This is a genomic window from Streptomyces sp. NBC_00210 (assembly GCF_045160975.1).
Classification (GTDB): domain Bacteria; phylum Actinomycetota; class Actinomycetes; order Streptomycetales; family Streptomycetaceae; genus Streptomyces.
The window spans coordinates 3,512,662-3,538,225 of record NZ_CP108120.1 but is presented as its reverse complement, the minus strand read 5'-3'; the positions used below and the strand labels follow the sequence as shown (position 1 = coordinate 3,538,225).

Below are 25,564 nucleotides of genomic sequence, written 5' to 3'. Positions count from 1 at the left end.
GACGGTACGCAGCCGCAAGAGGTCGTAAGAGGCCGTCAAACGACCGGAATTGACGGTTTGTTACGGGTCCCGGGACCGTCCGGGGGACAGCGCGCTTGTGGGGAGGCGACGTGGACGACTATGCGGGAAGGGTGCTCGCCGACCGCTACCGCCTGCCGCTGCCGCCCTCGGACGAGTTCGAACTGGTCGAGACCCGGGCGTTCGATACATACAGCGGGCAGGAAGTCCTGGTGCGGCAGGTGCCGTTGCCGGAGGTGCTGGAGGCGGAGGTCGTCGACGCGGACGGCCTGGCGGGTGCGGCGGTGCCGCGCCGGACCCAGGGGCGTACGACGCGGCGGCCCACGGACCCGGCGGTGCGGCGCGCCATCGAGGCGGCGCAGGCGGCCGCGCAGATTCCCGACCACCCGCGTCTGGACCAGGTCTTCGACGTCTTCGCGGAGGGCGGTTCGCTCTGGATAGTGAGCGAACGCGTCGCCGCGCGGCCGCTTGCCGCGCTGCTTGCGGAGAGGCCGCTCAGCCCGTACCGGGCGGCCGAGGTCGCCTCCGACGTCCTCACCGCGCTGCGGGTGCTGCATGGGCACGGCTGGACCCACCGGAACATCACCACCCGTACGGTGCTCGTCTGCGACGACGGGCGGGTGGTCCTGACCGGACTGGCGTCGGGTGCGGCGGAGGAGGCGCTGTGCGGCTACGCGCCGGTGCCGGGTCCTCCGGACGAGTCGGCGGGGGTGCCGGGGCCGTCCGAAGAGCCGTTGCCGGAAGAGCCGTCGGCTGAAGAGCCTTCGCCGGTGGAGGCGGAGGTGTACGCGGATCCGGACGACGACGGTCCGTACGAGGCTTCGCCCGACGCCCGGGCCGCGCTGCCGGGCCCCGCGACCAGTGCGCCGGACGTCCGGGCCGCCCGGGCGGGCGCGATCGCGGCGTACCGCGCGGGCGCGCGGGCCGCGGCGCGGATCAGCGAGGACCAGCGCGAGGGCGACCGTCCGGTTCAGGCCGGCTCCGACCCGGACTGGTGGGCAAGGCGCCCCGGCGAGCCGGGCCCGGACCTCAACATCGATGACGAGATCGATGACGAGATCGACGAGGACGAGGACGAGGGCGAGGGCGAGGGCGAGGGCGGCGGCTGGCCCGGCCCCGGCCGCGCCAGGCTGGCCGGGACATGGCACGACCGCCCCTTCCCGTCCCAGGACGGCCCGGGCCCCATCCCGGCGGGCAGCGGCAGCGGCACGGGCCCGACCGGCACTGGTGCCACGCCCGGCACCGGCGCCACGCCCGCGGGCGGCAGCGGCTCCGCAGGCGGCCCGCCCGCCGCCGAACTGCCGTACGGCGCCCGCCCCGCGCTCCCGGGTCCTGCGCGCGTCGTCCGGGCGGACAACGATCCGTACGGCGCCCGCCCCGCGCTCCCCGGCCCCGCACGCGCCGCTGACAATCACCCGTACGGCGCCCGCCCGGCCCTGCCCGGTCCTGCGCGCGCCGCCCAGGCGAGCAGCAGCGACCCCTACGGCGCCCGCCCCGCCCTCCCCGCTGCGCGCACCAGTCCCGCGACCGGCAGTGTGCCGCCCGTCGGCGGTCACGGTGGGACCGCCCGGGAAGCCCTGCGGGCCGATTCCCAGCGGCAGCCCGTCGTGGCCGGTGCCCAGGCGCCCAGCGGGCGGTGGGACGAGATCGTCGCGGGCAGCACCGCGCCCGCGTACCGCGGCCCCGCCACGCCCCTCGCCGCCGAGCGGGCCCGGCAGGCGCGCATCGCCGTCGTCGGGGCCGTCACCGAGCGATGGGCCCCCGAGCAGGCCGGACCCGTCCACGAGAACTGGCAGTTGGCCGCCCCCGTCGGCCCCGCCACCGACCTCTGGGCGCTGGGCGCGCTGCTGTTCCGGGCCGTGCAGGGCCATGCCCCGTACCCTGAGGAGAGCGCCGTCGAGCTGGTCCAGCTCGTCTGCGCCGAGCCGCCCGCCTTCGCCGAGGAGTGCGGGCCGCTGCGCCCCGTCGTCGAGTCGCTGCTGCGCCAGGACCCCACGGAGCGCCCGGACTTCGAGGAGCTGCGCGGCTGGCTGCGTTCGCTCGTGCGGTCCGCTCCCGAGCCCGAGGCCGGGATGGATGTCGTGCCTGTCCCCTCGGGTGCGGTCGACGGCTCCCGGCTGCCTGTCGTACGCCGCCGGGGCGAGCTCGTGCGCAAGCGCCGCGGCTCGGCCGAGGTCGTGCACGGCCGCCACCGCCACAAGAAGGCCAGGCCCGAGCGGCGCGGGCCGCGCTCGCTGGGCCGCGTCCTGCTGCTGCTGATACTTCTGCTCCTGGTCGCAGCCGTGGCGTATGCCGTGCTCTTCATGCCGAAGTCCCAGCCGCAGCAGCGCGAGGAGTCCCAGGGCAAGAACGGCGGGCGTCCGCCGGCCTCCAGTCCGAGCCCGTCCCGTACCGTCCAGGACAACAACAAGCCGACCACCCCGGCCACCAGTTCCGGCGCCCAGCAGCCCCAGACCTCTGCCCCTGCCGGAAACCTCCCCCATGGCTACACATTGCGGAAGGACCCGGAAGGTTTCGAGACGGCTGTGGACAAGACGTGGCAGCGCCGCCCCATCAACGACATAGGCCAAGTCCGTTACACCGACGGAGATTTCACACTGATCGTCGTCCCCGGTCGGGACACTGTGAAAGCGAACGGCAACGACCCGCTGACGTACCAGCGCGACAAGGAGCGCGAGCTGCAGCCGTGGCGGAACTCCTCCTGGGCCGGGGCGTCCGGGCTGCGGCGCATCGATGTCGGGCAGCAGGCCATGGCCGAGGGCCAGTTCACCTGGCGGGACAGCAGCGGCCGCGAGGTGTTCGTACGCAATCTCGTCCTGATCGTCGGCGGCAACTACCACGTCATCCAGGTGATCGGCCCGGAGGATCAGCGCGACAAGGTGACGGAGGTCTACCGGGAAGCCACCACCGCCTACCGCACCACCCGCTGACCGTCCACCACGCCAGGCGCTAGCATCACGGCGAGGTCACTTGAGGCATCCGGGGTTCCGCGCCCGTACATCCCCTCCGTAACCTGTCATCCCAAGGAACTGGGCGGGGGACGTGGAACATTCTCAGAGTCAGAGCACCGGAGCAGGTCTTCTGCTCGCCGGGCGGTACCGGCTGAGCGAGACCATCGGCAGCGGTGGCATGGGCAAGGTCTGGCGCGCACACGACGAGGTGCTGCACCGGATCGTCGCGGTCAAGGAGCTGACCGCCGGGCGTTATGTCTCCGAGGCCGACCGGATCGTCCTGCACGCCCGCACCCAGAAGGAAGCCCGGGCCGCGGCCCGGATCAGCCACCCCGGCGTCGTCACCGTCCATGACGTGCTCGAGCACGACGACCGGCCCTGGATCGTCATGCAGTACGTCGACGGGCCCTCGCTCGCCGATGCGGCCAAGGAGTCCGGGCGCATACCGGCCACCGAAGCCGCCCGTATCGGACTGCATGTGCTGCGCGCGCTGGGCGCCGCGCACGCCGCAGGGGTGCTCCACCGGGACGTCAAGCCCGCGAACGTCCTGCTCAACCGGGACGGCCGGGCGCTCATCACCGACTTCGGGATCGCCGCGATAGAGGGCGACGCGACCATCACCAGGACCGGCGAAATCGTCGGGTCCATCGACTACTTGGCCCCCGAGCGGGTGCGCGGCGGCGATCCCGGGCCCGCCTCCGACCTCTGGTCGCTGGGCGCGACGCTGTACACGGCGGTGGAGGGTGAGTCGCCGTTCCGGCGCTCGTCGCCGCTGTCCAGCATGCAGGCCGTCGTGGGCGAGGAGCCCCGCCACCCCGACAACGCCGGCCCGCTGGCGCCCGTCATCATGGCGCTGCTGCGCAAGGACCCCGCTGCCCGCCCGTCGGCGGCCGAGGCCGAGCAGATGCTGGCGGAAGCGATGGGAGAGCGCCGGGCAGCGCCGCGGAATGCGCCGGTGCCGCCCCAGCGGACCACGGAGCCGCACACCCGGCCCCAGACCACTCAGCTGCCGACGCCGACGCCGACGCCGACGCCGCACGCTCCGGTACCCGCCGTCGGTCCCGACCCGGCCCCTGCCCCCAAGCCCCGGCGCAGTGGCCGGCTGCGCAGGGCGGCGCTCGTCGTCGTCCTCGCGGCGGTCGTCGGCGTCGGCGCGGGCTTCGCGGCCATGAAGTACGCGCGCGGCGACAACGATGGCGCAGCGTCCACCGGCAGCCAGTCGACGAAGCAGCCGAAGCAGCCGGGGCAGTCCTCGGGCCTGCCGGCCGGCTGGCGTCGCGTGGAGGACCCGGCGGGCTTCACCCTCTGGGTACCGGACGGCTGGACGCGCCAGACGGACGGCGACCAGATCGACTACACGCCCGACAACGGCCGCCACCGCATCCGGATCAGCAGCAACACGTCGCCGGACTTCGAGAATCCGTACATGCACATGCTGGACATGGAGAAGAGCCTCGAGAAGCGGCTTCCCCAGTACAAGAGGCTGAAGCTGGGCCCCAACACCTACCGCGACCAGACGAACTCCGCGCTCTGGGAGTTCACCTGGACCGAGAAGAAGACCTTCCCCGGTCCGCGGCGGGCCATTGACCAGATGTACGACGAGGACGACGGCACGGAGTACGCCCTCTACATGTCGGGTCCGGCCGAGGACTGGGCGACGACCCGCGCGCAGTTCGACACCATGCTCCGTGGCTGGCGGCCTCCGGGCATGATGGACGAAGGCTGATCGAGAGGGAGTTGCGTGTCCGAGGAAACGCGGCTGATCGCGGGCCGCTACCGGCTCCTTGACCGGCTGGGGCGCGGGGGCATGGGCACCGTCTGGCGCGCGGACGACGAGTTGCTGGGTCGTCGCGTGGCCGTCAAGGAGCTCCATCCGGAGGATGCACGGGGCGGGCGCAACGCGTCCCCGTACACCTCGACGGCTGCGCCGCTGCGCGAGGCCCGAGCCGTCGCCCGGGTCAAGCATCCGCATGTGATCGTCGTCCATGACGTGGTCGTCGACGACGGGCTTCCGTACATCGTCATGGAGCTGGTCGACGGCGGCTCGCTGGCCGAGCAGATCGCGCGCCGCGGTCCCGTCGATGTGGCGGAGGCGGCGCGTATCGGGCTTGCGCTGCTCGGCGCGCTGCGGGCCGCGCACGAGCTCGGAGTGCTGCACCGTGATCTGAAGCCCGCCAACGTACTGATCGAGGAGTCCACTGGGCGGGTCGTGCTGACCGACTTCGGCATCGCGCAGCTCGCCGGGTCCACGACGATCACCGATTCGGGGTCGTTCGTGGGATCGCCCGAGTACACCGCGCCGGAGCGGATGCAGGGCGTCACGGCGGGGCCCGAGTCGGATCTGTGGTCGCTGGGGGTGCTGCTGTGCGCGGCGGTGAGCGGTGAATCGCCGTTCCGCCGGGACTCGTTGGGCGGCATTCTGCACGCGGTCGTCGAGGACGAGATCCGTCCGCCCGCGCAGGCCGCGCCGCTGCTGCCGGTCGTGCTGGGTCTCCTCGAGCGGGCTCCGGAGAGCCGACTGAGCGCGACGCAGGCGGAGGAACTGCTGCGTACCTACGTCACAACGGGCGCGGTGCCGGTGCGGCACACCCCCACGAGGCAGGACGCGCCGAGTGTGACCGCGCCACCGCCCCCTCCCACGCCCGCCCGTAACAGGCGTACGCCGTTGCTGGTCGCGGCCGCCCTGGTGGCCGCCCTCGCCGGGGCGGGAGGGGCGGCTGTGGTTCTGCTCGGCGATGACGGAGGGAACACGGCGGCATCGGGGCATCCGACCGTGAGCAGCACGCCGTCGATCCGTACGGCACAGTCACCGGCTGCTGACGCGAAGCCCACCCCCACCGTGACCGTCACCGCCCCAACGGCCGCCAGGCCCAAGGCGCCCGAGGGCTATCTCACGGTCGCGGACCCGGACGGTTTCGTACTTACCATCCCCGAGGGCTTCCTCCGTTCCGAGGACGACAAGCGGGTCTACTACATGGCGCCGGACAAGGGCATCAGGATCGGTGTACGCGTGCAGCCGGCCACCGCCGAGGGGCCGCTCGGCACGATGCGCCGCTCGGACGCCGAGGGATCCAGCACCAACCCCGGCTACCGCGCCGGCAAGGTCACCCCCACCACGCACAACGGACTGTCGGCCGCGCTCTGGGAGTTCACCTGGGACGGTTTCTCCACGGCGGAGGGGCCCCGGCACACGTTCGACATCTGCTGGGACGAGGGCGGGAAGATGTACGACGTCTGGGTGTCCGCCCCGGTCGGCAAGGCCGACGAGGCGCGGCGGCACTTCGACACCATGCTGGATTCCTTCACCCTTCAGAGGTGAAGCGGGGGCAGGATCTCTTCCGCGGTGTGCGCGACCGTCTGAAGCTCCGAAAACTGTCTGAACCTCGGAGAAGCGGAGACGAGCCCCTGATCAGGGCTTATCTGCCAGCGATCGCTGGCACGGTGGTGAGGGCCGTGTGAAAAGCCGTTACCGGCGGGTACCCAAAGTTCCGGATGGCGCATACTCTCGCCCCCATGACGGACTCGCAGGCCCCCGCCGCCGCCCTCGGCACCAATCCGACAGCCGCCGCCCCGGCCGGTGCGCGCACCGCCGCCGACGTGGTCACCCCCGAGGTGGTCGCCCAGCTCACGCGCGGTGTGATCGGCTCCGGCCGTACCGCCAACCACACCCCGTTCACCGGGGAGAAGCTGGCGGACCTGCCCGAGTCCACACCCGAGGACGTGGCGGAGGCCTTCGCGCGCGCCCGCGCCGCCCAGCCCGCCTGGGCCGCGACCCCGGCCCGCGCCCGCGCCGCCGTCCTGCTCCGTTTCCACGACCTCGTCCTTGAGCGCCAGGCCGAGGTGCTCGACCTGATCCAGCTGGAGACGGGCAAGGCCCGGCTGCACGCGCACGAAGAGGTCCTGGCCGTCGCGGTCGCCGCCCGACACTACGGCCGCAAGGCCCCTGCGTATCTCAGGCCCAAGCGGCACACCGGCGTCGTACCCGTGCTCACCAGGACCACCGAACTGCGCCAGCCGCGTGGTGTCGTCGGCCAGATCGCGCCATGGAACTACCCGTTCGAGCTCTCCGTCGGCGATGCGCTGCCCGCCTTCGTGTCCGGCAACGCCGTCGTGATGAAGCCCGACACCGAGACCGCGCTGACCGCCCTGTGGGCCCGCGATCTGCTGATCGAGGCGGGCCTGCCCGCCGAGGTCTTCCAAGTGGTCCTGGGCGAGGGCCCCGTCGTCGGCCCCGAGGTCGTCAAGCACGCGGACTACGTCTCCTTCACCGGCTCCACGCGCACCGGCCGCGAGGTCGCCCAGGGCGCGGCGGCCCGCCTCATCGGCGTCTCCCTCGAGCTCGGTGGCAAGAACGCCATGCTGGTGCTGCACGACGCGGACATAGACAAGGCAGCGGCCGGAGCGGTCCGCGCCTGCTTCTCCTCGGCCGGGCAGCTGTGCATCTCCATCGAGCGGCTGTACGTCCACGAGTCGATCGCGGACGAGTTCGTCGAGCGCTTCGCCGCCCGTACGAAGGCGATGCGCCTCGGCAACTCCCTTGCGTACGGGGCCGACATGGGCTGTCTCGTCGGCGAGCGTCAGCTGGAGACCGTCAGCCGCCATGTCGAGGAGGCCGTCGCCAAGGGCGCGACACTCGTCGCGGGCGGCGTCGCCCGCCCCGACATCGGCCCGCTGTTCTACGAGCCCACCATCCTCGACGGCGTCGAGGCCCCGATGGCCGTCTGCACCGAGGAGACCTTCGGTCCTGTCGTCTCCATCTACCGCTTCAAGGACGAGGACGAGGTCGTCGAGCAGGCCAACGCGACTCCGTACGGCCTGAATTCGAGCGTCTGGACGCGCGACGGCCGCCGCGGCCACGCCGTTGCCGCGAAGCTGCGCACCGGCACGGTCAACATCAACGAGGGGTATGCACCGGCGTACGGCAGCGTGCAGTCCCCGATGGGCGGGATGAAGGACTCCGGCCTCGGCCGGCGGCACGGCTCGGAGGGCATTCTCAAGTACACCGAGGCCCAGACCATCGCCCAGCAGCGACTGCTCCCGCTGGCCCCGTCGCTGGGCATGGACGACGAGAAGTACGCGGCGTTCATGAGCCGGTCCCTGAAGGCGATGAAGGCCCTGCGCCTGCGCTGATACAGCCCCTTACGCACCGAGGAGAGCCATGCCCGAGGTATCCCCTGCCCAGAATCAGGACGACCCGCTCCACGACGAGTACGACTACGACGTCATCGTCGTCGGCTCGGGCTTCGGCGGCTCGGTCTCCGCGCTGCGGCTGACCGAGAAGGGCTACCGGGTCGGGGTCCTGGAGGCGGGCCGCCGCTTCACCCGCGAGACGCTGCCCAAGAACTCCTGGGATCTGCGCAACTTCCTGTGGGCCCCGGCCCTCGGCCTCTTCGGCATCCAGCGCATCCATCTGCTCGGCAATGTGATGGTGCTGGCGGGCGCGGGGGTGGGCGGCGGTTCGCTGAACTACGCCAACACCCTCTACGTACCGCCGAAGCCCTTCTTCGACGACCCGCAGTGGAAGGACATCACCGACTGGCAGGAGGAGCTGACGCCGTACTACGACCAGGCCCGGCGGATGCTCGGCGTGCGGCTCAATCCGACGATGACGCCCTCGGACGTCCATCTCAAGGCGACCGCACAGGCCATGGGGATCGGCGACACGTTCCACCTGGCGCCGGTCGGAGTCTTCTTCGGGGACGGCGACGACGCCGACGGCAGGGCGAAGGCCGCGCCGGGGACGGAGGTCGCCGACCCATACTTCGGCGGCGTCGGGCCGTCCCGCAAGGCGTGTACCGAGTGCGGCGAGTGCATGACGGGCTGCCGCCACGGCGCGAAGAACACCCTCAACGAGAACTACCTCTATCTGGCGGAGAAGGCGGGCGCGGTCATCCATCCGATGATGTCGGTCGTCACCGTCACGGAGGACTCGCGGGGCGGCTTCGCCGTGCAGACCCTTCCGAGCGACAACAAGCGCAAGGGGAAGGGCCGTACGTTCACCGCTCAGCGCGTCATCATCGCTGCGGGCACCTACGGCACCCAGACCCTCCTGCACCGGATGAAGGACGGCGGCCTGCTGCCGCGCATCTCGGCGCGGCTCGGCGAGCTGACCCGTACGAACTCCGAGGCGGTGGTGGGCGCGCAGACCGACAACCGGCGCTACCGCAAGCGGCACGGCGCGGAGAAGGTCGACTTCACGCGCGGAGTCGCGATCACGTCCTCGATCCACCCCGACGAGAACACCCATATCGAGCCGGTCCGCTACGGCAAGGGCTCGAACGCGATGGGCGGCATGACGGTTCTCCAGGTCCCCTACAGTTCGCGGCGTGTCCTGTCCTGGCTGGGCAACTGCGCGCGCCACCCGCTGCTTTCGGTCCGTTCGCTCTCGAACCGCCGCTGGTCGGAGCGGACCATCATCGGTCTTGTCATGCAGTCGCTGGACAACTCGCTGACCACGTACCGCAAGCCGAAGGGCATCGGCAAGGGCCTGCTCACCGCCCGCCAGGGCCACGGCGCGCCCAATCCGAACCAGATCCAGGAGGCGACCCGCGCGGCCTCCCTGCTCGCCGAGGAGATCAACGGCTTCGCCGGCTCGAACATCGGCGAACTGATGGGCACCCCGCTGACCGCGCACTTCCTGGGCGGCTGCCCGATCGGTTCCTCCGCGGACGCGGGCGTCCTCGACCCGTACCACCGGCTGTACGGCCACCCGGGCATCTCGGTCGTGGACGGCGCGGCGGTCTCGGCGAACCTGGGCGTGAACCCTTCGCTGACGATCACGGCACAGGCGGAACGGGCGATGTCGTTCTGGCCCAACAAGGGCGAGGAGGACGCGCGCCCGGCGCAGGGAGCGGCGTACGAACGGCTCTCGGCGATCGCACCGAAGTCCCCGGCCGTCCCGGAATCGGCCTTCGGTGCGCTGAAGCTGCCGTTCCTGGGGATGCCGGCGGTCCCGCCGAAGAAGTAGGCCTGCGCCTTCTGGCCATGCGAACGTGAGAAGGCCGCTGCACCCCCCTCCGAGTGCAGCGGCCTTCTGGCTTTGCGGGCCTGGTGTTACGCGGTGGCGTCACCGCTGCGGCGGCGCTTCATCGCGAAGACGACACCGGCACCGGCGACGATGGCGATGCCACCGGCGATGCCGATGGTCGGCAGCATGGAACTGGAACCGGTGGTCGCGAGGTTGCCCTCGACCTTGGCACCGGTGTCCGTGCCGCTGCTCGGCTTCTCGGTCGGGACCGGGGCCTTGCCACCCTCCTGCGGCTTGGTGCCGCCGGTGTCGGTGCCGGCCTTCACGATCTGGAACTTGTAGGAGACGTCCCCGAAGCCCTCGCACTCGGCTTCGGCGTCGGTGTAGATGCTCGCGCCGAGCGAGAAGCCCGCGCCGACCGGGGCGCTGGACTTGACGTTGATCCGCAGCGGGAGGTCGACCTCGAACTCCGGCTCCAGCGAGTCGGAGTAGCCGACGAAGCCAACCGCCTCGCCGAGCGGGCCCGACAGGTCTTCCCAGGTCTTGGAATCCGGGTCGTAGGCCTGCAGCTGGACCTGCTTGCTCTTGAAGAGCTTCTCGCCGTTCTTGTCGGCTGAGGCGCCGGCGAAGTACACCAGGTCGGTGAGCGTGGCGTCCGACGAGTTGTAGACGTTCAGCGTGAACTTGTGCCAACCACTGCCGGCGGCGATCTTGCCGGGAAGACCCTTGATCGAAACGTCGATCGTGTCGTCCTCGCAGAGCGCGGGCTCTTCCTCGTCCTCGTCCGGCTCTTCGGCCGTCGCGCTCGGGGAGGTGGCCGGGGTGCTCGGCGTCGTCGCGGGGGAGCTCGGCGCGGCCGGCGAGCTCGACGTGGTCGCCGGAGCGGTCTCCGCGGTGGCCGGGGTCGACTCACCGGCGGCCGGGGTGGAGGGCGTCGCGCTCGGCGCCTCGGCCGACGGCGACGTCTCGGCCGTCGGGGTTTCCGTCGCGAACGCGGCCGGAGCCGACAGGAGCGCGACGGGGGCTATGACAGCGGTCGCTGCAGCGACGGCCATAGCGCGGCGAAGCTTCATTAAGACCTCAGTGAAGTCCGGCGTACCACTTGACGCGGTACGGAATCTGGAGGCCGTCCGAGGTGGGGGTGCACGGGTGGGGCCGTTGGTACGCATAGGTGACCTGTGAATGGCCGGAATGGTTGCCCCCGTTTTCACAGAAAACTTATGTGTCCCGCGTCACATGCCGTCCCGGCCTTGAGCCGGCGGCGGCGAGGCGACGCGAGCGGGAGGTCGGCTGCCGTTCGGTCTCGCGCACCGACCGTGCAGGTGGGAGTCCCAGAGCAAGGGCCCCGCGGACGCATGATCCGCAGGGCCCTTGGCCGTCAGCACCGACGTCGGGGCGGCGCCGGTGCCGAGGTGCGGCGCCGGGGGTAGCGCCGCTTTGGGAGGGTCGCCGACCCGGCGCACTCGCGGCGCACGGGTGGTATCGACCTTTGGCAATGTGGTGGGGCAGAGGGACGCGCCTGTCTTGGCATCGTGCTGGACCGGCTGCGAAGTGCGCAACCGTTTCGACCGGATGCGGTCGGCCCCGGGCGTCCCCGGAGCCGACCGCCCTTGGGGTGACCGGGCTGCTGTCCCCTGCCGACCGGTCACGCACGCTGGGGCGAGGTCCCACGACGTACCTGCAGTACGTCACACGCTCCAGCGGAGCCACGCGTGGTTTCCTTCGAGGTCCGCGCCTGGCTGGCACGGTCACCGGTACCAACGAAGCCCCGCCGGGCGCGGTCACGTGCCGTACGGGTGAGGATGCGCCCGAACTCAGATACGGCCTCAGACCCGGCCCCGGCAGAGCTCGAGCAGCGTCATCGCGAGCGCCGTCCCCGGCTTTCCGAGCGCGTCGCGGAAATGGCCGAGAACCTCCATCTCGCGCGACAGATTGACCCGGCGGCCGCCGGAGGAGATGCGCGCCTCCTGGATGACGGCCGAGACCGCCATCCGTTCCTGTACGAGACCGATGATCCGGTCGTCGAGTGCGTCGATCCGCTCGCGCGCGCCGGTGATCAGATCCGCGGCCTCTTCGGTGCGGGCGCCGGTCTTCTCGGTGACGGTCTTCTCCGTGACGGCCATGGTTGGGGCTCCTTGTGTTCGGGGCGGCGGCCCCGGAGCGACAGTGCCCGGAGATGACAGAACGCCCCGGGCCTTGTCGGCCCGGGGCGCCTGGGAAGTTGCTTGTCAGTGGCTCAAGCAGCACGACCATGGCAGCCGGACGGGCCGGTGCCATAGGTAAAGACGAAGGTCAGCTGCTTGTGCATGGGAGCAGTATGGACCGCCCGCCGACCCGGGCCAAAGCCGGGTTCGGATGGTGAGACGAAAAGCGGTTCCGCCACGCCGGTAGAATCGACAAAACCGACCCCCTCCCACCGCCGGAAGGCCGCCAGTGTCATCAGCGTCCCCCGCTGCCGCGCCAGACCACTCCAACCCGGACGTAGTCCTCGTTGTCGACTTCGGCGCGCAGTACGCCCAGCTCATCGCCCGCCGTGTCCGTGAGGCCCGGGTCTACAGCGAGATCGTCCCGTCCACGATGCCGGTGGCCGAGATGCTGGCCAAGAAGCCGAAGGCGATCATCCTCTCCGGCGGCCCCTCCTCCGTGTATGCGGAAGGCGCCCCGCGCCTGGACCGCGAGCTCTTCGAGGCCGGGGTTCCGGTCTTCGGCATGTGCTACGGCTTCCAGCTGATGGCGACGACGCTCGGCGGCACCGTCGACAACACGGGCGCCCGTGAGTACGGCCGTACGCCGCTGCATGTCTCCAAGACCGGCTCCACGCTCTTCGAGGGCACCCCGGCCGAGCAGTCGGTGTGGATGTCCCACGGCGACGCCTGCTCCGCGGCTCCCGAAGGCTTCACCGTCACCGCGTCCACGGACGTCGTGCCGGTCGCGGCCTTCGAGAACGACGAGAAGAAGTTGTACGGCGTGCAGCACCACCCCGAGGTGATGCACTCCACCTACGGCCAGCAGGTCCTGGAGCACTTCCTCTACCGGGGCGCCGGCATCGAGCCGACCTGGACCACCGGCAATGTCATCGAGGAACAGGTCGCGGTGATCCGCGAGCAGGTCGGCAGCAAGCGCGCGATCTGCGGGCTGTCCGGCGGCGTGGACTCCGCCGTCGCGGCCGCGCTGGTGCAGAAGGCCATCGGCTCGCAGCTGACCTGTGTGTACGTCGACCACGGCCTGATGCGCAAGGGCGAGACCGAGCAGGTCGAGAAGGACTTCGTCGCGGCGACCGGCGTGCAGCTGAAGGTCGTCGACGCGCAGGAGCGGTTCCTGAACGCGCTGGCCGGGGTCTCCGACCCCGAGGAGAAGCGCAAGATCATCGGACGCGAGTTCATCCGGGTCTTCGAGCAGGCGCAGGCCGAGATCATCGCCGAGGCCGCGCACGGTGAGGACGTCGCCTTCCTGGTGCAGGGCACGCTCTACCCGGACGTGGTCGAGTCCGGCGGCGGCAGCGGTACCGCGAACATCAAGTCCCACCACAACGTCGGCGGCCTGCCCGAGGACCTCGAGTTCGAGCTCGTCGAGCCGCTGCGCAAGCTGTTCAAGGACGAGGTCCGGATGGTCGGCCAGGAGCTCGGCCTGCCGGAGGAGATCGTCCAGCGCCAGCCCTTCCCGGGCCCGGGCCTCGGCATCCGTATCGTCGGCGAGGTCACCAGGGACCGGCTCGACCTGCTGCGCGAGGCGGACGCCATCGCCCGCGAGGAGCTGACGGCGGCCGGTCTGGACCGTGACATCTGGCAGTGCCCGGTGGTGCTGCTCGCCGATGTGCGGTCGGTGGGCGTGCAGGGCGACGGGCGTACGTACGGGCACCCGATCGTGCTCCGGCCCGTCTCGTCCGAGGACGCGATGACGGCGGACTGGACGCGGATGCCGTACGACGTGCTGGCGAAGATCTCGACGCGGATCACCAACGAGGTGGCGGACGTCAACCGCGTGGTGCTGGACGTGACCTCCAAGCCGCCGGGCACCATCGAGTGGGAGTGACCTTTCTGCGAGGTCAACGCCGACGCCGTCGCTCATTCGTTTGAGTGGCGGCGTTGTCGTATGGGCTGGGTACGCTGAGCGTACGGCCCAGAATCCCGTCCATGGGAGGAACCATGACCGCTGAGATCGCGCACCCCTGGCCGGTGCCGCCGCAGGACGGTTACACCGTGGACGACCTGCTGACGCTGCCCGACCTCCCGCCGCACACGGAGTTGATCGACGGGAGCCTGGTTTTCGTGAGTCCGCAGCGGTATTTCCACAGCATCGTGATCGATCTGCTGGTGAACAGCCTGCGTCGGACTGTGCCACCCGAGTTGAGGGTCGCTCGGGAAATGACTGTGGTGATCGACAAGCGCAACGGTCCGGAGCCGGACGTCTCTGTCGTACGCGCCGCAGCGGTGCGGAACCGGGGCCAGACGCACTTCCAGGTCAGGGACGTGCTGCTCGCGGTCGAGGTTGTCTCTCCGGACTCCGAGTCCAGGGACCACGACACCAAGCCGCACAAGTATGCCGCCGCCGGAATCCCGTACTTCTGGCGAGTCGAGATGGCCGGGGTGGACGACCATCCGGTTGTCCATGTCTTCGAGCTCGACAAGGAGACGCGCGCGTACACGCCGACCGGAACGTACCGGGACACGCTCAAGCTCTCCGTCCCGTTCGACATCGACATCGACCTCGCGGACATCAACAACCTCTAGCGCTTCTCCAGTTCGAAGTCGTCGTAGTGGAATCCCGGCGCGACGATGCAGCTCACCAGGACCGGCTCCGTGCCCGCCGGGTCCGCCGACTGCCAGACGCCCGCGGGGACCAGGAGCTGCGGCCGTTCGCCCGCCTCGACCGAGGGACCCAGCGTCAGGGTCGTGGCTTCGCCCGGCTCGTTGCCCGAGCCGCCGAGGTGGAGCTGGAGCGGGCCGCCGCGGTGCCAGAGCCAGAGTTCGTCGGAGCGTACGCGGTGCCAGCGCGACCTCTCGCCGGGATGCAGCAGGAAGTAGATGCCGGTGGCGTACGCGCGGGGGCCCGGGTAGCCGGGCGGGGTGGTCGAGCCCGCGGTCTTCCAGGTCTCCCGGAACCAGCCGCCCTCCACGTGCCGTTCGAGGCCGAGGAGCTGGACCAGCTCAGATGTCGTGTCGGTCATGAGCGCATTCTCGTACAAGGTGCGTGATGTCTCTGGTCACTTGCGGTACCCGGAGGTAGCTTCCCGGCCATGACTGATTCGGCCATGAGTGTGTCGCCCGCCCCCATTCCCGTCGAGCAGTTGCGATTCGCCATGCCGCCCGTGCACGAGTTGCCGGTGGACGAGCGGGCGTACCGGAAGCAGCGGCTCGCCGGGGCGCTGCGGCTCTTCGGGCGGTTCGGTTACGAGGAGGGGGTTTCCGGCCATATCACCGCGCGGGACCCGGAGTTCACCGACTGCTTCTGGGTGAATCCCTTCGGCGTGCCGTTCGCGCATGTCACGGCCGGTGACCTGGTCCTGGTCAACGAGGCCGGGCAGGTCGTCGTGGGCCGCCACCACGTCAACCAGGCGGCGTTCGCCGTACACGCGCAGGTGCACCGCGCCCGGCCCGAGGTCGTCGCCGTCGCACACACCCACTCGGTGCACGGGCGGGCGCTGGCCGCGCTCGGTGAGCTGATCGAGCCGATCACCCAGGAGGCCTGCGCCTTCTACGAGGATCACGCGCTGGTCGACGCGTACACCGGGGTCGTGGTCGACGAGGCGGAGGGGCGGCGGATCGCGGACGCCCTCGGTACATACAAGGGCGTCATCCTGCGCAACCACGGGCTGCTGACGGTCGGCGACTCGGTCGACGCGGCGGCCTGGTGGTTCATCTCCATGGAGCGCTGCGCCCAGGTGCAGCTCGCGGCGCGGGCCGCCGGCAAGCCGGTGATGATCGAGCAGCGGGACGCGGTGGCCACGCGCGAGCAGCTCGGCAGCGATCTGGTCGCGTGGATCAACTACCAGCCGTTGTGGCGGCAGATCAGCCGCGGGGAGCCCGAGCTGCTTCAATAGCCGGGCAGTCAATCGAGTGGCGGCACGTTCACCCTCTGTGGCCTCCTGCGCCGGAGTGTGCGCCCCTCTCGTACGGCACAATTCCCATGAATTACTGGGAAGTTCACTCGGTACGGGGCGGGGAAGGCGGCAGTCGGTCGTGGCGGTGCAAGAAGCAGGACAGTGTGACGAATGCACGCACGGCGGGCGGGAAGGGCATCGGCGGGCCGTGGCCGCCTTCCTCGCCAAGCGGGACGAGCTGGCCGCCGGGCAGGGGCTGCCCGCCGCCGTCGCCCACTCGCCCGGCGCCTCGCGCCAGTGGGTGTCCGACGAGCTGACCCAGTCGGCCCGCGCCGTCGCCGACCGCAGCCGCCAGGCGGGTGAGGCCTGGCTCCAGCTGGTGTGGCGGCGCTCGCTGTTCGCCGTGTGGGCGGGTGTCGCCGCGCTGGCGCTCGGACAGGCCGTGACCGCGATCGGCGCGGGCTGGACCGGAAGCCGTACGGCCGGGCTGATCGCCGCGGTGGCCATCGGCGCTCTGCTGACCGCGGCCGCCCGGCTGCACCGGGAGCGCGGCGGGGTGCTCGCCCCGCTGATCGGCGAGGACAACCGCCTGTCCACCTCACGCGCCGTCGCCGCCGCCTGGGTCCTGCTGATCGTCTTCGCGGTGCTGGTGCTCGCCCTTCAGCTCGCCTGGGCCTCCGCCTCCGCCGACCGGGACGCACTGATCGAAGGGCTCGACCTGGCCCGGGGCGCGGGCATGGTCTGCGTCCTCGCGCTCGTGTGCGCGATCGCCGTCGTCGTACGCCGCGTGGTGGCCGTACGCGTCGTCGGCCAGCGGTTGCAGAAGGTGCGCGCCGACCGCCCCCGCCTCGGCGATCTGCTCTGCGACGACGGCGGCCGCGGCAGCTTCGCGGATGCCCAGTACGCGCTGGTGAACGCCGTCGCGGTGGTCTTCGCGCTGGTACGCCTGGCCCGCCGGCCCGAGCAGCTGCCCGATCTGCCGTGGGGGCTCGCGCTGCTGGTCGCGGTCTCGGCGGCGACGTACTTCGCCGGGAAGTACGCGGAGGGCGGCAGACCCGTCGTGCTCTCGGTCGTCCGGGCCCGTGAGGTGGGTGATCTGGATGCCCCCATCCGCACCGGTGACGACATCGAGATCCGCGGCTCGGGCTTTGTGCCGCCGGGCGCGGGCGCTCCCGACCGGCTCGCCCGTCTGGTCGTACGGATCGGCACGGTGCATGTCCATGTCCCGCTGATCCCGGTGCCCGGCGGCTTCGCCAACCCGTCGGACGCGGTGCTCACCGTGCCGGTCCCGGCGGAGGTCGAGCCGGGGCAGGTGGACATCCAGGTGGTGACCGCGGCCGGCCTGGAGAGCAACAGCTGCCGCATCGAGGTGACGGACTGACCGCCTGCCGTGCTGATCGTGTGCCGGACCGATCGTGTGCCGGACTGACCGCTGCCCGGGCGGTTGTCACAGAGTGAGCCGCATGCCTGGTGAGCCGGGCGGCTTCGTCGTACGTATGGTCAGTTGACGGGTCTACCCGAAGGCGGGACCAGTAATGACACACACATATCGGACGACGGCCACGTACGGCACGGTCGACGGCGGGCGCGGCGGCCTCAGGGAGCGGGCAGGTCGTTACGCTCTGCTGCCGCTGCGCATCTTCCTCGGCGTGACCTTCATCTATGCGGGCATCGACAAGCTCACGGACAGCCAGTTCCTGGCCGCGAGCGGAAACGGCTCCATCGGGGATCTGATGCGCAGCGTGCGCGACACCTCCGCCGTGCCCGCCCTTGTCGACCTTGCGCTCAAGAGCCCCGAGGGCTTCGGCTACGCGATCGCCTTCGGTGAGCTCGCCGTGGGCATCGGCACCCTCGTCGGGCTGCTGGCCCGGCTCGCCGCGCTCGGCGGCGCGCTCATTTCGCTGAGCCTGTGGCTGACGGTGAGCTGGCAGACCGAGCCGTACTACTACGGCAATGACCTCGCCTATCTGATGGCCTGGCTGCCGTTGGTGCTCGCCGGTGCCTCGGTGTTCTCGCTCGACGCCCTGCTGGCCGACCGACGGCGCCGAATGCCGTAGTGCACCCAGGTCACCGCCCCGGCCAGGAACAGACCGCCGAAGACGACCGGGAAGACCACGAACCAGGGTGTCTGCCAGGAGCCGGCCGCGTCGCCCGCGTACAGCAGCGCCGCGGCCAGCACCGCCACGCCCGCGACCAGCTTGCCCGGCCTGAAGCCATGCCGGAATTCACGACGCGGCACGGGTCACCTCCACCTGTCCGATGCCGACTTCGAGACGGAGCTCCACAGTGCCCGACGGCTTCGCGCCGGCGGGCGCGGGCAGTGTCAGCTGCCGCTCCTGTCCGGGGGCGACGTCGATGTCGTTCGCCGCGTCGTCGGGGAGGCGGATGTCGCCGAAGCCCGCCTCGGCCCGCAGCTTCACCGGTGCGTCCTTCGGCACCACCACCTTCAGCCGGCCGGCCCCGACCTCGGCCCTCGTCGACACCGTCTGCCCCTTGGGCACGGCGAGGGAGGACAGGTCCAGCGTGGCGACGCCGGAGCCGAGTTCGTAGCGCTTCTGGACGGCGGTGACGGAGGCAGGCTTCCAGTCCGTACGCACCCAGTGGGTGCTGATGTCCTTGGGCAGGGCCGCGGCGCCCGCCAGCAGCACCGCCGTGACCGCCGTCATCAGGATCGTGCCGAAGCCGGTACGGCCGAGCAGCGAGCTGACCAGCAGGCCCAGGCCGAACACCGCCAGTGCGCAGACCAGACCGATCTGCAGACTTGTGCCCAGCGGATGGCCGTCCCAGCTGAGCCCGGTACCCAGGCCGCCCGCCACCAGCGCGTTGAGAAAGACCATGCCGCCGATTCCGCGCGGGCCGCGCGTCTGCGGGGGCGCAGCCGGCGTACGCCGCCGGGGCGGCGCAGCGGCCTCGGCCGTCGCCTCCTCCGGTCCCCACAGATAGCCGGTCGGCACCGGGCCCGTCGTGCCGTCCTTCACGATCGGGTCCCGCCACCACGAGGGGCTGCCGGGCGTGGGCGGAGCCTTCGTCTCGGGCGGCGCCTCGGCCACCGCGTGCGCCGTCGCCGGATCCATCGCCGCGCCGTCGGGCGCGGCGATCCGGCGCCGCTGCGACCACACGGCCGCGCCGACGACCGCGATCGAGAGCATGGCGGCGAAGGCGAGCATCCCGCCGTTGCTCAGCATCGTGAGAAACACTCCGCAGCCGATCAGGGCGAGAAACACGGCGGTCAGCGACGCGCCCTCCACGCGGCCCGAGAGCAGCCTGCGCGCCTCGTTCTCGTCCTCACCCTCATACGGGATCAGCAGCCAGGCGAAGCCGTAGAAGATCAGGCCGATGCCACCGGTCACGGAGAGCACGCCGATCACGATCCGGAAGATCACCGGGTCGATGTCGCAGTACCGGCCGAGACCGCCGCAGACACCCGCCACCACCTTCTGGTTCGGGGCGCGGCGCAGGTACACCTCGGGCGGCGCGTCCGGCTGCACCTGAGGCGGAGTGGTCGGCTGAGTCATACGTCCATGGTGACGGGCCCCGGGCTGCCGTGGCACCCGGGCCGACCCTGGCCCTTCCCTGATATCGGTCCCTGCTCTCAGGGTCGGTTTGGGGGACGACCCTGATACCGCGGCCTGCCCGTGCATGTGACGATCGGGGCATGCCAGTAGTCACGCCCCGACCCGCCGGTTCCCCCCGCGCCCCCGTGCCGGAGGAGCAGCCGCTGCGCAAGCTGTACCGCAGCGCCGACGGACGGATGCTCGGCGGGGTGGCGCGCGGACTCGCCGGACATCTGGGCCTGCCCGTCATCTGGGTACGTCTCGTCTTCCTCGGCCTGTTCATGGCCGACGGCCTCGGTGTGCTGCTGTACGCGGTGTTCTGGATCGTCGTGCCGCTCGGGGTGGGGGGCCGGACCGCCGAGCCGCGTTCCGTCTTCGAGGCCACCGCCGACGGCAGGCGCCGGCTGCGCAAGCCCGACAAGGGGCAGCTGTTCGCCATGGTCGCGCTGATGATCGGCGCGGCGATCTTCGTCGGCAATGTGAACATGGGCGGCAGCGCCAACCGCTATATCTGGCCGATCCTGCTGATCGGCGCCGGTGTGGTGCTGGTGTGGCGGCAGGCGGACAACGCCCGGCGTGCCCGCTGGACCGAAGTGGGCCGCCGCCGCAGACTGCTGCAGCTCGGCCGCGCGCTCGCGGGTGTGGCGCTGGTCGGCATGGGACTGACCGTCTTCATAGTGGTGCGCGGCTCCGCCGCCCAGCTCGGCAACGTACTGACCGCGGCGATAGCCGTCATCGCAGGAATGGCCCTGCTTGCCGGACCCTGGCTGGTGCGGATGACCCAGGATCTCTCGGAGGAGCGGACGATGCGCATCCGGGCCCAGGAACGTGCCGAGGTCGCGGCCCACGTCCATGACTCGGTACTGCACACCCTGACCCTGATCCAGCGGAACGCCGACGAGGCCTCGGAGGTGCGCCGCCTCGCCCGCGCCCAGGAGCGCGAGCTGCGAAACTGGCTCTACAAGCCGGAGGGCACCGGCAAGGACGAGGACGAGGAACCGGACACGCTCGCCGAGGCGGTGAAGAAGGCCGCAGCCGAGGTCGAGGACAAGCACGGTGTCCCGCTGGAGGTCGTGGTCGTCGGCGACTGCCCGCTGGACGAGAAACTGGCCGCGCAGATGCAAGCCGCACGCGAGGCGATGGTCAATGCGGCCAAGTACGGTGGCGAGGGCGGGGCGGTACAGGTCTACGCAGAAGTCGAGGGTCGTACGGTCTTCGTCTCCGTACGCGACAGAGGACCCGGATTCGACCCGGATTCGGTGCCCGAGGACCGTATGGGCGTAAGAGAATCGATCATCGGCCGGATGCAGCGCAACGGCGGGACGGCACGGCTTCGCTCGGTGCCCGGCGGGGGCACCGAGGTCGAGCTGGAGATGGAGAGGGCGGGCGAATGACCGAGAACGAGGCTGCGGGAGAGACTGCCGGGCGGCACGTACGGGTTGTGCTCGTCGACGACCACCGGATGTTCCGCACCGGAGTACAGGCCGAAATCGGCCAGACCGACCGCACCGGCGTCGAGGTGGTCGGCGAGGCCGCCGACGTCGACCAGGCGGTCACCGTGATCACGGCGACGCGGCCCGAAGTCGTCCTGCTGGACGTGCATCTGCCGGGCGGCGGCGGGGTGGAGGTGCTGCGCCGCTGCGCCTCGCTGATGGCGGCGGCGGAGGATCCCGTGCGGTTCCTGGCGCTGTCCGTCTCGGACGCCGCCGAGGACGTCATCGGGGTGATCCGGGGCGGCGCCCGCGGTTATGTCACCAAGACGATCACCGGTACCGACCTGGTCGACTCGATCTTCCGGGTGCAGGACGGCGACGCGGTCTTCTCGCCGCGCCTGGCGGGCTTCGTACTGGACGCCTTCGCCTCGACGGACGCGCCGCCGGTGGACGAGGACCTGGATCGGCTCACTCAGCGCGAGCGCGAAGTGCTGCGGCTGATCGCGCGCGGATACGCGTACAAGGAAATCGCCAAGCAGCTGTTCATCTCGGTGAAGACGGTCGAGTCGCATGTGTCCGCCGTACTGCGGAAACTGCAGCTCTCGAACCGGCACGAATTGACGCGATGGGCGACGGCTCGACGGCTGGTTTAGGCACCGTTGTGAGGTAACCGGAACATAGCCGGGCAACCGTCTACGCCGAGTTCACCTCTTGCTGTGCGTGATGAACTTGACGGGGAACACCTTCTTCGTGATCACGATCGTCCTGGTCGTGATCGCCGTACTCCTGCCGCTGCTGCTGTGGGGCCGGCTGCGCGGACCCGCCCTGGTGCGGGGTGCGATCCGGCTTGTCATGGTGCTCTTCGCGCAGGCGACGGCGATCACGGTGGTGTTCGTGGCCGTCAACAACGCCAATGGCCTCTACGACAGCTGGGACGATCTGCTCGGCACGTCCGGTCATGTCGAGGCCGCGAACGACCTCGGACCGAACGGCATGGGCGGCAAGCAGATCTCCGCCCTGCCGAAGGTGCTCCAGAAGTTCGAGAAGGTCGACGATCCCAAACTCGGCAGCGGGCTGGTGCGCACCGAGCTCAAGGGCTCCATTTCTGGGGTGCAGGGCGAGGTGTATGTCTGGCTGCCGCCGCAGTACCACGACCCCGCCTACCGCAATAGGAAGTTCCCCGTCGTCGAGGTCATGTCCGGCTTCCCCGGCTCCTCGAAGAACTGGTTCCGGACGCTGAAGTTCCAGGACCGCGTCCAGCCGCTCATCGAGTCGGGCCGGGTCGCGCCCTTCATCCTGGTCTCGCCGCGCACCATGCTGGGCGACAAGGACACCGGGTACGCGAACATACCGGGCAAGGTGAATGCGGACAGCTGGCTCACCGTCGACGTACGCAAGATGGTCGCCGACAACTTCCGGGTGTCGCTCGGCCCCGAGAACTGGGCCATCGCCGGCTATTCGGCCGGCGCCCACGGAGCGGCCAAACTGGCCCTCGCCCACCCCGACCGCTACAGCGCGGCGGTCAGCTTCTCCGGGTACAACGACCCTGCCGCCGAGCATGGATCGCTGACCGCGTCGGACCCGGATCTGCGGCGCGAGAACAACGTGCTGCGCATCCTGAAGTCGGCGAAGACCCCGCCGCGTGTCTCGCTGCTGGTGACGGGGGAGGGCGCGGACGGTTACCTGCCGGGGCTCTCGCTCCAGCGGGTGGCCAAGCCGCCGACGAGGATCGATCTGCGGGCGACGACGGGCGGGCATGTCACCCCCGTGTGGAGCAGGCAACTGCCGTACGCGTTCCAGTGGCTGACGCAGCGGATGAACCTGCAGGGCTGGGGTCAGGGGCAGCAGGGCCTGGGCCAGGGGCAGAGCCAGGGCGACGCCCCTGAGGACCAGGTGCTCACCCCCAGCGGCCTACTGGAGTGACATGTCGGCCTTCTCGCCGACCCGCCGGTAGCCGATCCCCGCGTAGATCCGCTCGATGTCCACATCGCCGGGCTCCAGCCAGACCACCCGGCAGCCACGGTCGAACGCGGCGGTGGTGAGGTAGGCGGAGAGCGCCGCGCCGATGCCCCGGCGGCGGTGTGAGGAGGCGACCGCGAGGCCGCAGAGCTCGGTCAGCCCGTCGACCGGGACCGAGCAGCCGCCCGCGGCGACCGGGGTGCCGTCCTTGTCGTCGACGGCGAGAGCCGCGACCCCGCCGCCCTCCTGGGCCGTGCGCAGCCATGTGATCTCGCCCTCGGTGGGCCCGCCCGTCTGCCCGTACGCGAGATGCTGCACTCCGGCCGCAGCGTGGTACTCGGCGTCGTCGGACGGTTCGACGATCGTGATCCCGTCCACCGGCTTCGGCTCGAGCAGACCGCCGGGCACGACCGCGAGGAGCGGCGCCCGGTTCTCCACGGTGAACCCGGCCGCCAGCAGGGCGGGTTCGACCTCGGGGGCGCAGGCCGGCAGAAACTCGAGGCGCGGTACGCGATCGAGCTCGCGGAACGTCTCGACGAGCGCGTCGATGTCCTCGCGTGTCGGGGTCGCGCCTTCGTCCGGTATCGCGTAATTTGCGGGCGGAATGGGCCAGTCCGGGTGGTAGCGGACGACGAAGGGGCCCACACGCCGGTGGTCGGGGGAGCGCAGCGTCAGCGCCCGGACGGAACTCTGCAGGTCGTTGTGTACGTCGAGGTCCATTCGGCGGATGCTATGCCACCCGCGTCGCGCCGGCGAAGGGCATTTGGTCGATCGGCGCGACACGGACGGGAGCGCCGGGGTGGGGCGCGTGGATCATCTGGCCGCCGCCGATGTAGAGGCCGACATGGCTGATGCCGGAGTAGAAGAACACCAGGTCACCGGGCGCGAGTTGGGAGCGGGACACCGGCTGTCCCGCGTTGATCTGGGTGTATGTGGTGCGCGGCAGCGAGACTCCGGCGGAGCGCCACGCGGCCTGGACGAGTCCGGAACAGTCGTAGGAGGTGGGGCCGGTCGCGCCCCAGACGTAGGGCTTGCCGAGCGCTCCGTAGGCGTAGGCGACGGCTTGGGCGGCCCGGGAGTTGGGGGCCCTGAGGGAGCCGCGGGACACGAGGGAGCGGTCGGCGCGCGTGGCCTCCGGGGAGCCGCTTTGGGAGAAGGCGCGCTGCTCGGCGGGGAGCCGGGCCAGCAGGCTTTGGGCGGCCGAGAGCTTCTCCTGGACGGTCGCCTTGTGCCTGGCCAGCTCTCGCTGGCGGTCCTTGAGCGCATCGAGCCGCTTGCCGGCCTCGGCCCGCAACCGGGCGATGTCCACGAGCTGTTGGTGCACCCCCGCGATGGCGCTCGCCTGCCGCTCGCCGACGCGCTCGGCGAGCGCTGCCCGCTCCAGATACTCGTCGGGGTCGGAGCTCAGCGCGAGCTGCAGCCCGGGGTCGATGCCGCCGGCCCGGTACTGGGCGGTGGCGACCGAACCCAGGGCGTTGCGCGAGGTGTTGAGCCGCTCGGTCCTGCGGACGGCCTCGTCGCGCAGCGCGTCCACCGACGTACGAGCGCTCGCGGTCCGCTCCTTGGCCCCGTTGTACCGCTCGGTGGCGGCCTCCGCCTCCTGGTAGAGCCTGTCGACCTTGGCCTTGATCTGCGCGGGGGTGAGCGCGGGCTCGGCGTGTCCGGTGCCGTCGAACGCGGTGGCGGTCGCAGCCCCGGCAAGCGCAAGCGTTGCGGCGGTACGGGCGGCGGGCCCGCTGAGCGGATGCTGCTTGGCTTTCCGGTGCGCTGCCACGAGGGCGTCCACGTCCTTCCGTCGTTCCTGCGGTCCGACTCCGGGTCCGACTCCGGGCGGGGGCCGGACCGGGGCCGGCGGCGGTCCGCACAGGGGGAGCGTCCCGCCGCCGGTATTTCTCGGCGGTGATGTCCGACGGCCGCCCGGGGGGCGCGGCGGCGATGGAGAGTCGGTCACCTGGGGAAGGACGCTAAACCTGAGAGTCACGGGAACGCGGCGCAAGGACCGAAGTTGCCCAAAGCTGGACAGGCGGGAGCGCTTTGTGCGAGCCGGTCTGATGCCATCGGCGCACATCCCCGTGCCGCCGTGACCGATGCGGCGAATGAGGCGCACCTGCCCTGAGAGGGGTGGTATGGCGACGGTTAGGCTCCGCCTCATGGACGTACTCATCAATGTCTTCGTCGCCCTGCACATCATCGGCATCGCGTCGCTGCTCGGCGGCTTCCTCACCCAGATGAAGGCGATGGGCGAGGGCACCGCCCGCTTCAGCCCGGCGATGCTGCACGGTGCGCTGACGATGCTGATAACGGGCGTGGCACTGGTGGGCCTGAACCAGGCGGACGATCAGCCGGTGAACAACATCAAGATCGGCGTCAAGCTGGCGGTCCTGGTGGTGATCCTGGGACTGGTCTACGTCAAGCGGGACGAGGAGAAGGTGGAGAAGGCGCTCTTCGGCGCGGTGGGCGGGCTGACCGTCACGAACATCTTCATCGCGACGCTGTGGACCTGATGCGCTGAGCCTGTCGGCGGACGGGACGCTTCGGACCTGATGTTGCGGGCATGACTGCGGACCTGATGTTGCGGGCGTGATGCTGCGGACGTGAGAACGCCCGGACCCGACGGGTCCGGGCGTTCGGCTGCGTCCGGG

21 protein-coding genes are annotated in these 25,564 nt (G+C 70.8%); 14 read left to right on the top strand and 7 right to left on the bottom strand.

Annotated elements, in window-relative coordinates; translation table 11 throughout:
- The first annotated feature begins 110 nt into the window (after positions 1–110).
- From OG729_RS15890 to OG729_RS15870, 5 genes are all read left to right on the top strand, one after another.
- Entirely contained in the window at positions 111–2,948 is a 2,838-nt protein-coding gene (locus OG729_RS15890; protein ID WP_405806678.1) for a protein kinase, read from the top strand.
- Positions 2,949–3,060: 112 nt separating this feature from the next.
- A complete protein-coding gene (locus OG729_RS15885) occupies positions 3,061–4,695 on the top strand; it encodes a serine/threonine-protein kinase (RefSeq protein ID WP_405806677.1) in 1,635 nt (544 codons plus the stop codon).
- A gap of 15 nt (positions 4,696–4,710) precedes the next feature.
- A complete protein-coding gene (locus OG729_RS15880; RefSeq protein ID WP_405806675.1) occupies positions 4,711–6,288 on the top strand; it encodes a serine/threonine-protein kinase in 1,578 nt (525 codons plus the stop codon).
- Between the two features lie 194 nt (positions 6,289–6,482).
- Positions 6,483–8,099, top strand: coding sequence for a succinic semialdehyde dehydrogenase (locus OG729_RS15875; protein WP_405806674.1), 1,617 nt, complete (start codon positions 6,483–6,485; stop codon positions 8,097–8,099).
- Between the two features lie 28 nt (positions 8,100–8,127).
- Positions 8,128–9,936 carry a GMC oxidoreductase gene (locus tag OG729_RS15870; RefSeq protein WP_405806672.1) on the top strand — a complete coding sequence of 603 codons (1,809 nt, stop codon included), beginning with the start codon at positions 8,128–8,130 and terminating at the stop codon, positions 9,934–9,936.
- An 86-nt stretch (positions 9,937–10,022) separates the two neighbouring features.
- On the opposite strand, the gene OG729_RS15865 is transcribed toward OG729_RS15870, so the two are convergent.
- Both OG729_RS15865 and OG729_RS15860 read right to left on the bottom strand, forming a co-directional pair.
- Entirely contained in the window at positions 10,023–10,991 is a 969-nt protein-coding gene (locus tag OG729_RS15865) for an LPXTG cell wall anchor domain-containing protein (protein ID WP_405806670.1), read from the bottom strand.
- Positions 10,992–11,762: 771 nt separating this feature from the next.
- Complete coding sequence (locus OG729_RS15860; RefSeq protein ID WP_360871875.1) at positions 11,763–12,059, bottom strand: chorismate mutase; 297 nt, start codon at positions 12,057–12,059, stop codon at positions 11,763–11,765.
- A 310-nt stretch (positions 12,060–12,369) separates the two neighbouring features.
- On the opposite strand from OG729_RS15860, the gene guaA reads away from it, so the two are divergent.
- Positions 12,370–13,968, top strand: coding sequence for a glutamine-hydrolyzing GMP synthase (gene guaA / locus OG729_RS15855; RefSeq protein ID WP_405806669.1), 1,599 nt, complete (start codon positions 12,370–12,372; stop codon positions 13,966–13,968).
- A 113-nt stretch (positions 13,969–14,081) separates the two neighbouring features.
- On the top strand, positions 14,082–14,666 hold the full coding sequence (locus OG729_RS15850) for a Uma2 family endonuclease (protein ID WP_405806667.1): 585 nt from the start codon (positions 14,082–14,084) through the stop codon (positions 14,664–14,666).
- Here the strand turns inward: OG729_RS15850 and OG729_RS15845 are convergent.
- The gene (locus tag OG729_RS15845) at positions 14,663–15,103 is read right to left on the bottom strand and encodes a cupin domain-containing protein (RefSeq protein ID WP_405806666.1); all 441 of its coding nucleotides are present in this window, start codon (positions 15,101–15,103) and stop codon (positions 14,663–14,665) included. The two genes, OG729_RS15850 and OG729_RS15845, sit on opposite strands and share 4 nt — an antisense overlap.
- Before the next feature lie 84 nt (positions 15,104–15,187).
- Between OG729_RS15845 and OG729_RS15840 the strand changes: the two genes are divergently transcribed.
- The 3 genes from OG729_RS15840 (at position 15,188) to OG729_RS15830 (ending at position 18,033) form a co-directional block, all read left to right on the top strand.
- The gene (locus OG729_RS15840) at positions 15,188–15,976 is read left to right on the top strand and encodes a class II aldolase/adducin family protein (protein WP_360871935.1); all 789 of its coding nucleotides are present in this window, start codon (positions 15,188–15,190) and stop codon (positions 15,974–15,976) included.
- A 139-nt stretch (positions 15,977–16,115) separates the two neighbouring features.
- Entirely contained in the window at positions 16,116–17,357 is a 1,242-nt protein-coding gene (locus OG729_RS15835) for a hypothetical protein (RefSeq protein ID WP_405806664.1), read from the top strand.
- A gap of 154 nt (positions 17,358–17,511) precedes the next feature.
- Positions 17,512–18,033 carry a DoxX family protein gene (locus OG729_RS15830; RefSeq protein ID WP_360871860.1) on the top strand — a complete coding sequence of 174 codons (522 nt, stop codon included), beginning with the start codon at positions 17,512–17,514 and terminating at the stop codon, positions 18,031–18,033.
- Here OG729_RS15830 and OG729_RS15825 read toward each other — a convergent pair.
- Together OG729_RS15825 and OG729_RS15820 are read right to left on the bottom strand one after the other, a co-directional pair.
- Positions 17,940–18,215 (bottom strand): hypothetical protein, encoded by a 276-nt coding sequence (locus OG729_RS15825; protein ID WP_360871857.1) that lies wholly within the window; start codon positions 18,213–18,215, stop codon positions 17,940–17,942. The genes OG729_RS15830 and OG729_RS15825 overlap by 94 nt on opposite strands.
- Entirely contained in the window at positions 18,202–19,491 is a 1,290-nt protein-coding gene (locus OG729_RS15820) for a PspC domain-containing protein (RefSeq protein ID WP_405806662.1), read from the bottom strand. The genes OG729_RS15825 and OG729_RS15820 overlap by 14 nt, the downstream gene beginning before the upstream one ends.
- A gap of 140 nt (positions 19,492–19,631) precedes the next feature.
- Here OG729_RS15820 and OG729_RS15815 point away from each other — a divergent pair, with 140 nt between their 5' ends.
- The 3 genes from OG729_RS15815 (at position 19,632) to OG729_RS15805 (ending at position 22,886) form a co-directional block, all read left to right on the top strand.
- Positions 19,632–20,924, top strand: a complete 1,293-nt coding sequence (locus OG729_RS15815; protein ID WP_360871851.1) for a PspC domain-containing protein — start codon at positions 19,632–19,634, stop codon at positions 20,922–20,924.
- On the top strand, positions 20,921–21,616 hold the full coding sequence (locus OG729_RS15810) for a response regulator transcription factor (RefSeq protein WP_360871848.1): 696 nt from the start codon (positions 20,921–20,923) through the stop codon (positions 21,614–21,616). The genes OG729_RS15815 and OG729_RS15810 overlap by 4 nt, the downstream gene beginning before the upstream one ends.
- 70 nt (positions 21,617–21,686) lie before the next feature.
- Entirely contained in the window at positions 21,687–22,886 is a 1,200-nt protein-coding gene (locus OG729_RS15805; protein WP_405806660.1) for an alpha/beta hydrolase, read from the top strand.
- On the opposite strand, the gene OG729_RS15800 is transcribed toward OG729_RS15805, so the two are convergent.
- Together OG729_RS15800 and OG729_RS15795 are read right to left on the bottom strand one after the other, a co-directional pair.
- Positions 22,875–23,642, bottom strand: coding sequence for a GNAT family N-acetyltransferase (locus tag OG729_RS15800; protein WP_405806658.1), 768 nt, complete (start codon positions 23,640–23,642; stop codon positions 22,875–22,877). The two genes, OG729_RS15805 and OG729_RS15800, sit on opposite strands and share 12 nt — an antisense overlap.
- A 10-nt stretch (positions 23,643–23,652) precedes the next feature.
- Entirely contained in the window at positions 23,653–24,696 is a 1,044-nt protein-coding gene (locus OG729_RS15795) for an NlpC/P60 family protein (protein ID WP_405806657.1), read from the bottom strand.
- A gap of 376 nt (positions 24,697–25,072) precedes the next feature.
- Between OG729_RS15795 and OG729_RS15790 the strand changes: the two genes are divergently transcribed.
- Positions 25,073–25,426: a hypothetical protein gene (locus OG729_RS15790; protein ID WP_360871840.1), complete on the top strand. Its 354-nt coding sequence runs from the start codon at positions 25,073–25,075 to the stop codon at positions 25,424–25,426.
- Positions 25,427–25,564: the final 138 nt, after the last annotated feature.

Bases quoted from the DNA above. Each gene is read 5' to 3' on its own strand.
- OG729_RS15875 (WP_405806674.1), top strand. From the start codon at position 6,483: ATGACGGACTCGCAGGCCCCCGCCGCCGCCCTCGGCACCAATCCGACA.
- OG729_RS15870 (WP_405806672.1), top strand. From the start codon at position 8,128: ATGCCCGAGGTATCCCCTGCCCAGAATCAGGACGACCCGCTCCACGAC.
- OG729_RS15865 (WP_405806670.1), bottom strand. From the start codon at position 10,991: ATGGCCGTCGCTGCAGCGACCGCTGTCATAGCCCCCGTCGCGCTCCTG.
- OG729_RS15860 (WP_360871875.1), bottom strand. From the start codon at position 12,059: ATGGCCGTCACGGAGAAGACCGTCACCGAGAAGACCGGCGCCCGCACC.
- OG729_RS15850 (WP_405806667.1), top strand. From the start codon at position 14,082: ATGACCGCTGAGATCGCGCACCCCTGGCCGGTGCCGCCGCAGGACGGT.
- OG729_RS15845 (WP_405806666.1), bottom strand. From the start codon at position 15,103: ATGACCGACACGACATCTGAGCTGGTCCAGCTCCTCGGCCTCGAACGG.
- OG729_RS15840 (WP_360871935.1), top strand. From the start codon at position 15,188: ATGAGTGTGTCGCCCGCCCCCATTCCCGTCGAGCAGTTGCGATTCGCC.
- OG729_RS15830 (WP_360871860.1), top strand. From the start codon at position 17,512: ATGACACACACATATCGGACGACGGCCACGTACGGCACGGTCGACGGC.
- OG729_RS15820 (WP_405806662.1), bottom strand. From the start codon at position 19,491: ATGACTCAGCCGACCACTCCGCCTCAGGTGCAGCCGGACGCGCCGCCC.
- OG729_RS15815 (WP_360871851.1), top strand. From the start codon at position 19,632: ATGCCAGTAGTCACGCCCCGACCCGCCGGTTCCCCCCGCGCCCCCGTG.
- OG729_RS15810 (WP_360871848.1), top strand. From the start codon at position 20,921: ATGACCGAGAACGAGGCTGCGGGAGAGACTGCCGGGCGGCACGTACGG.
- OG729_RS15805 (WP_405806660.1), top strand. From the start codon at position 21,687: ATGAACTTGACGGGGAACACCTTCTTCGTGATCACGATCGTCCTGGTC.
- OG729_RS15800 (WP_405806658.1), bottom strand. From the start codon at position 23,642: ATGGACCTCGACGTACACAACGACCTGCAGAGTTCCGTCCGGGCGCTG.
- OG729_RS15790 (WP_360871840.1), top strand. From the start codon at position 25,073: ATGGACGTACTCATCAATGTCTTCGTCGCCCTGCACATCATCGGCATC.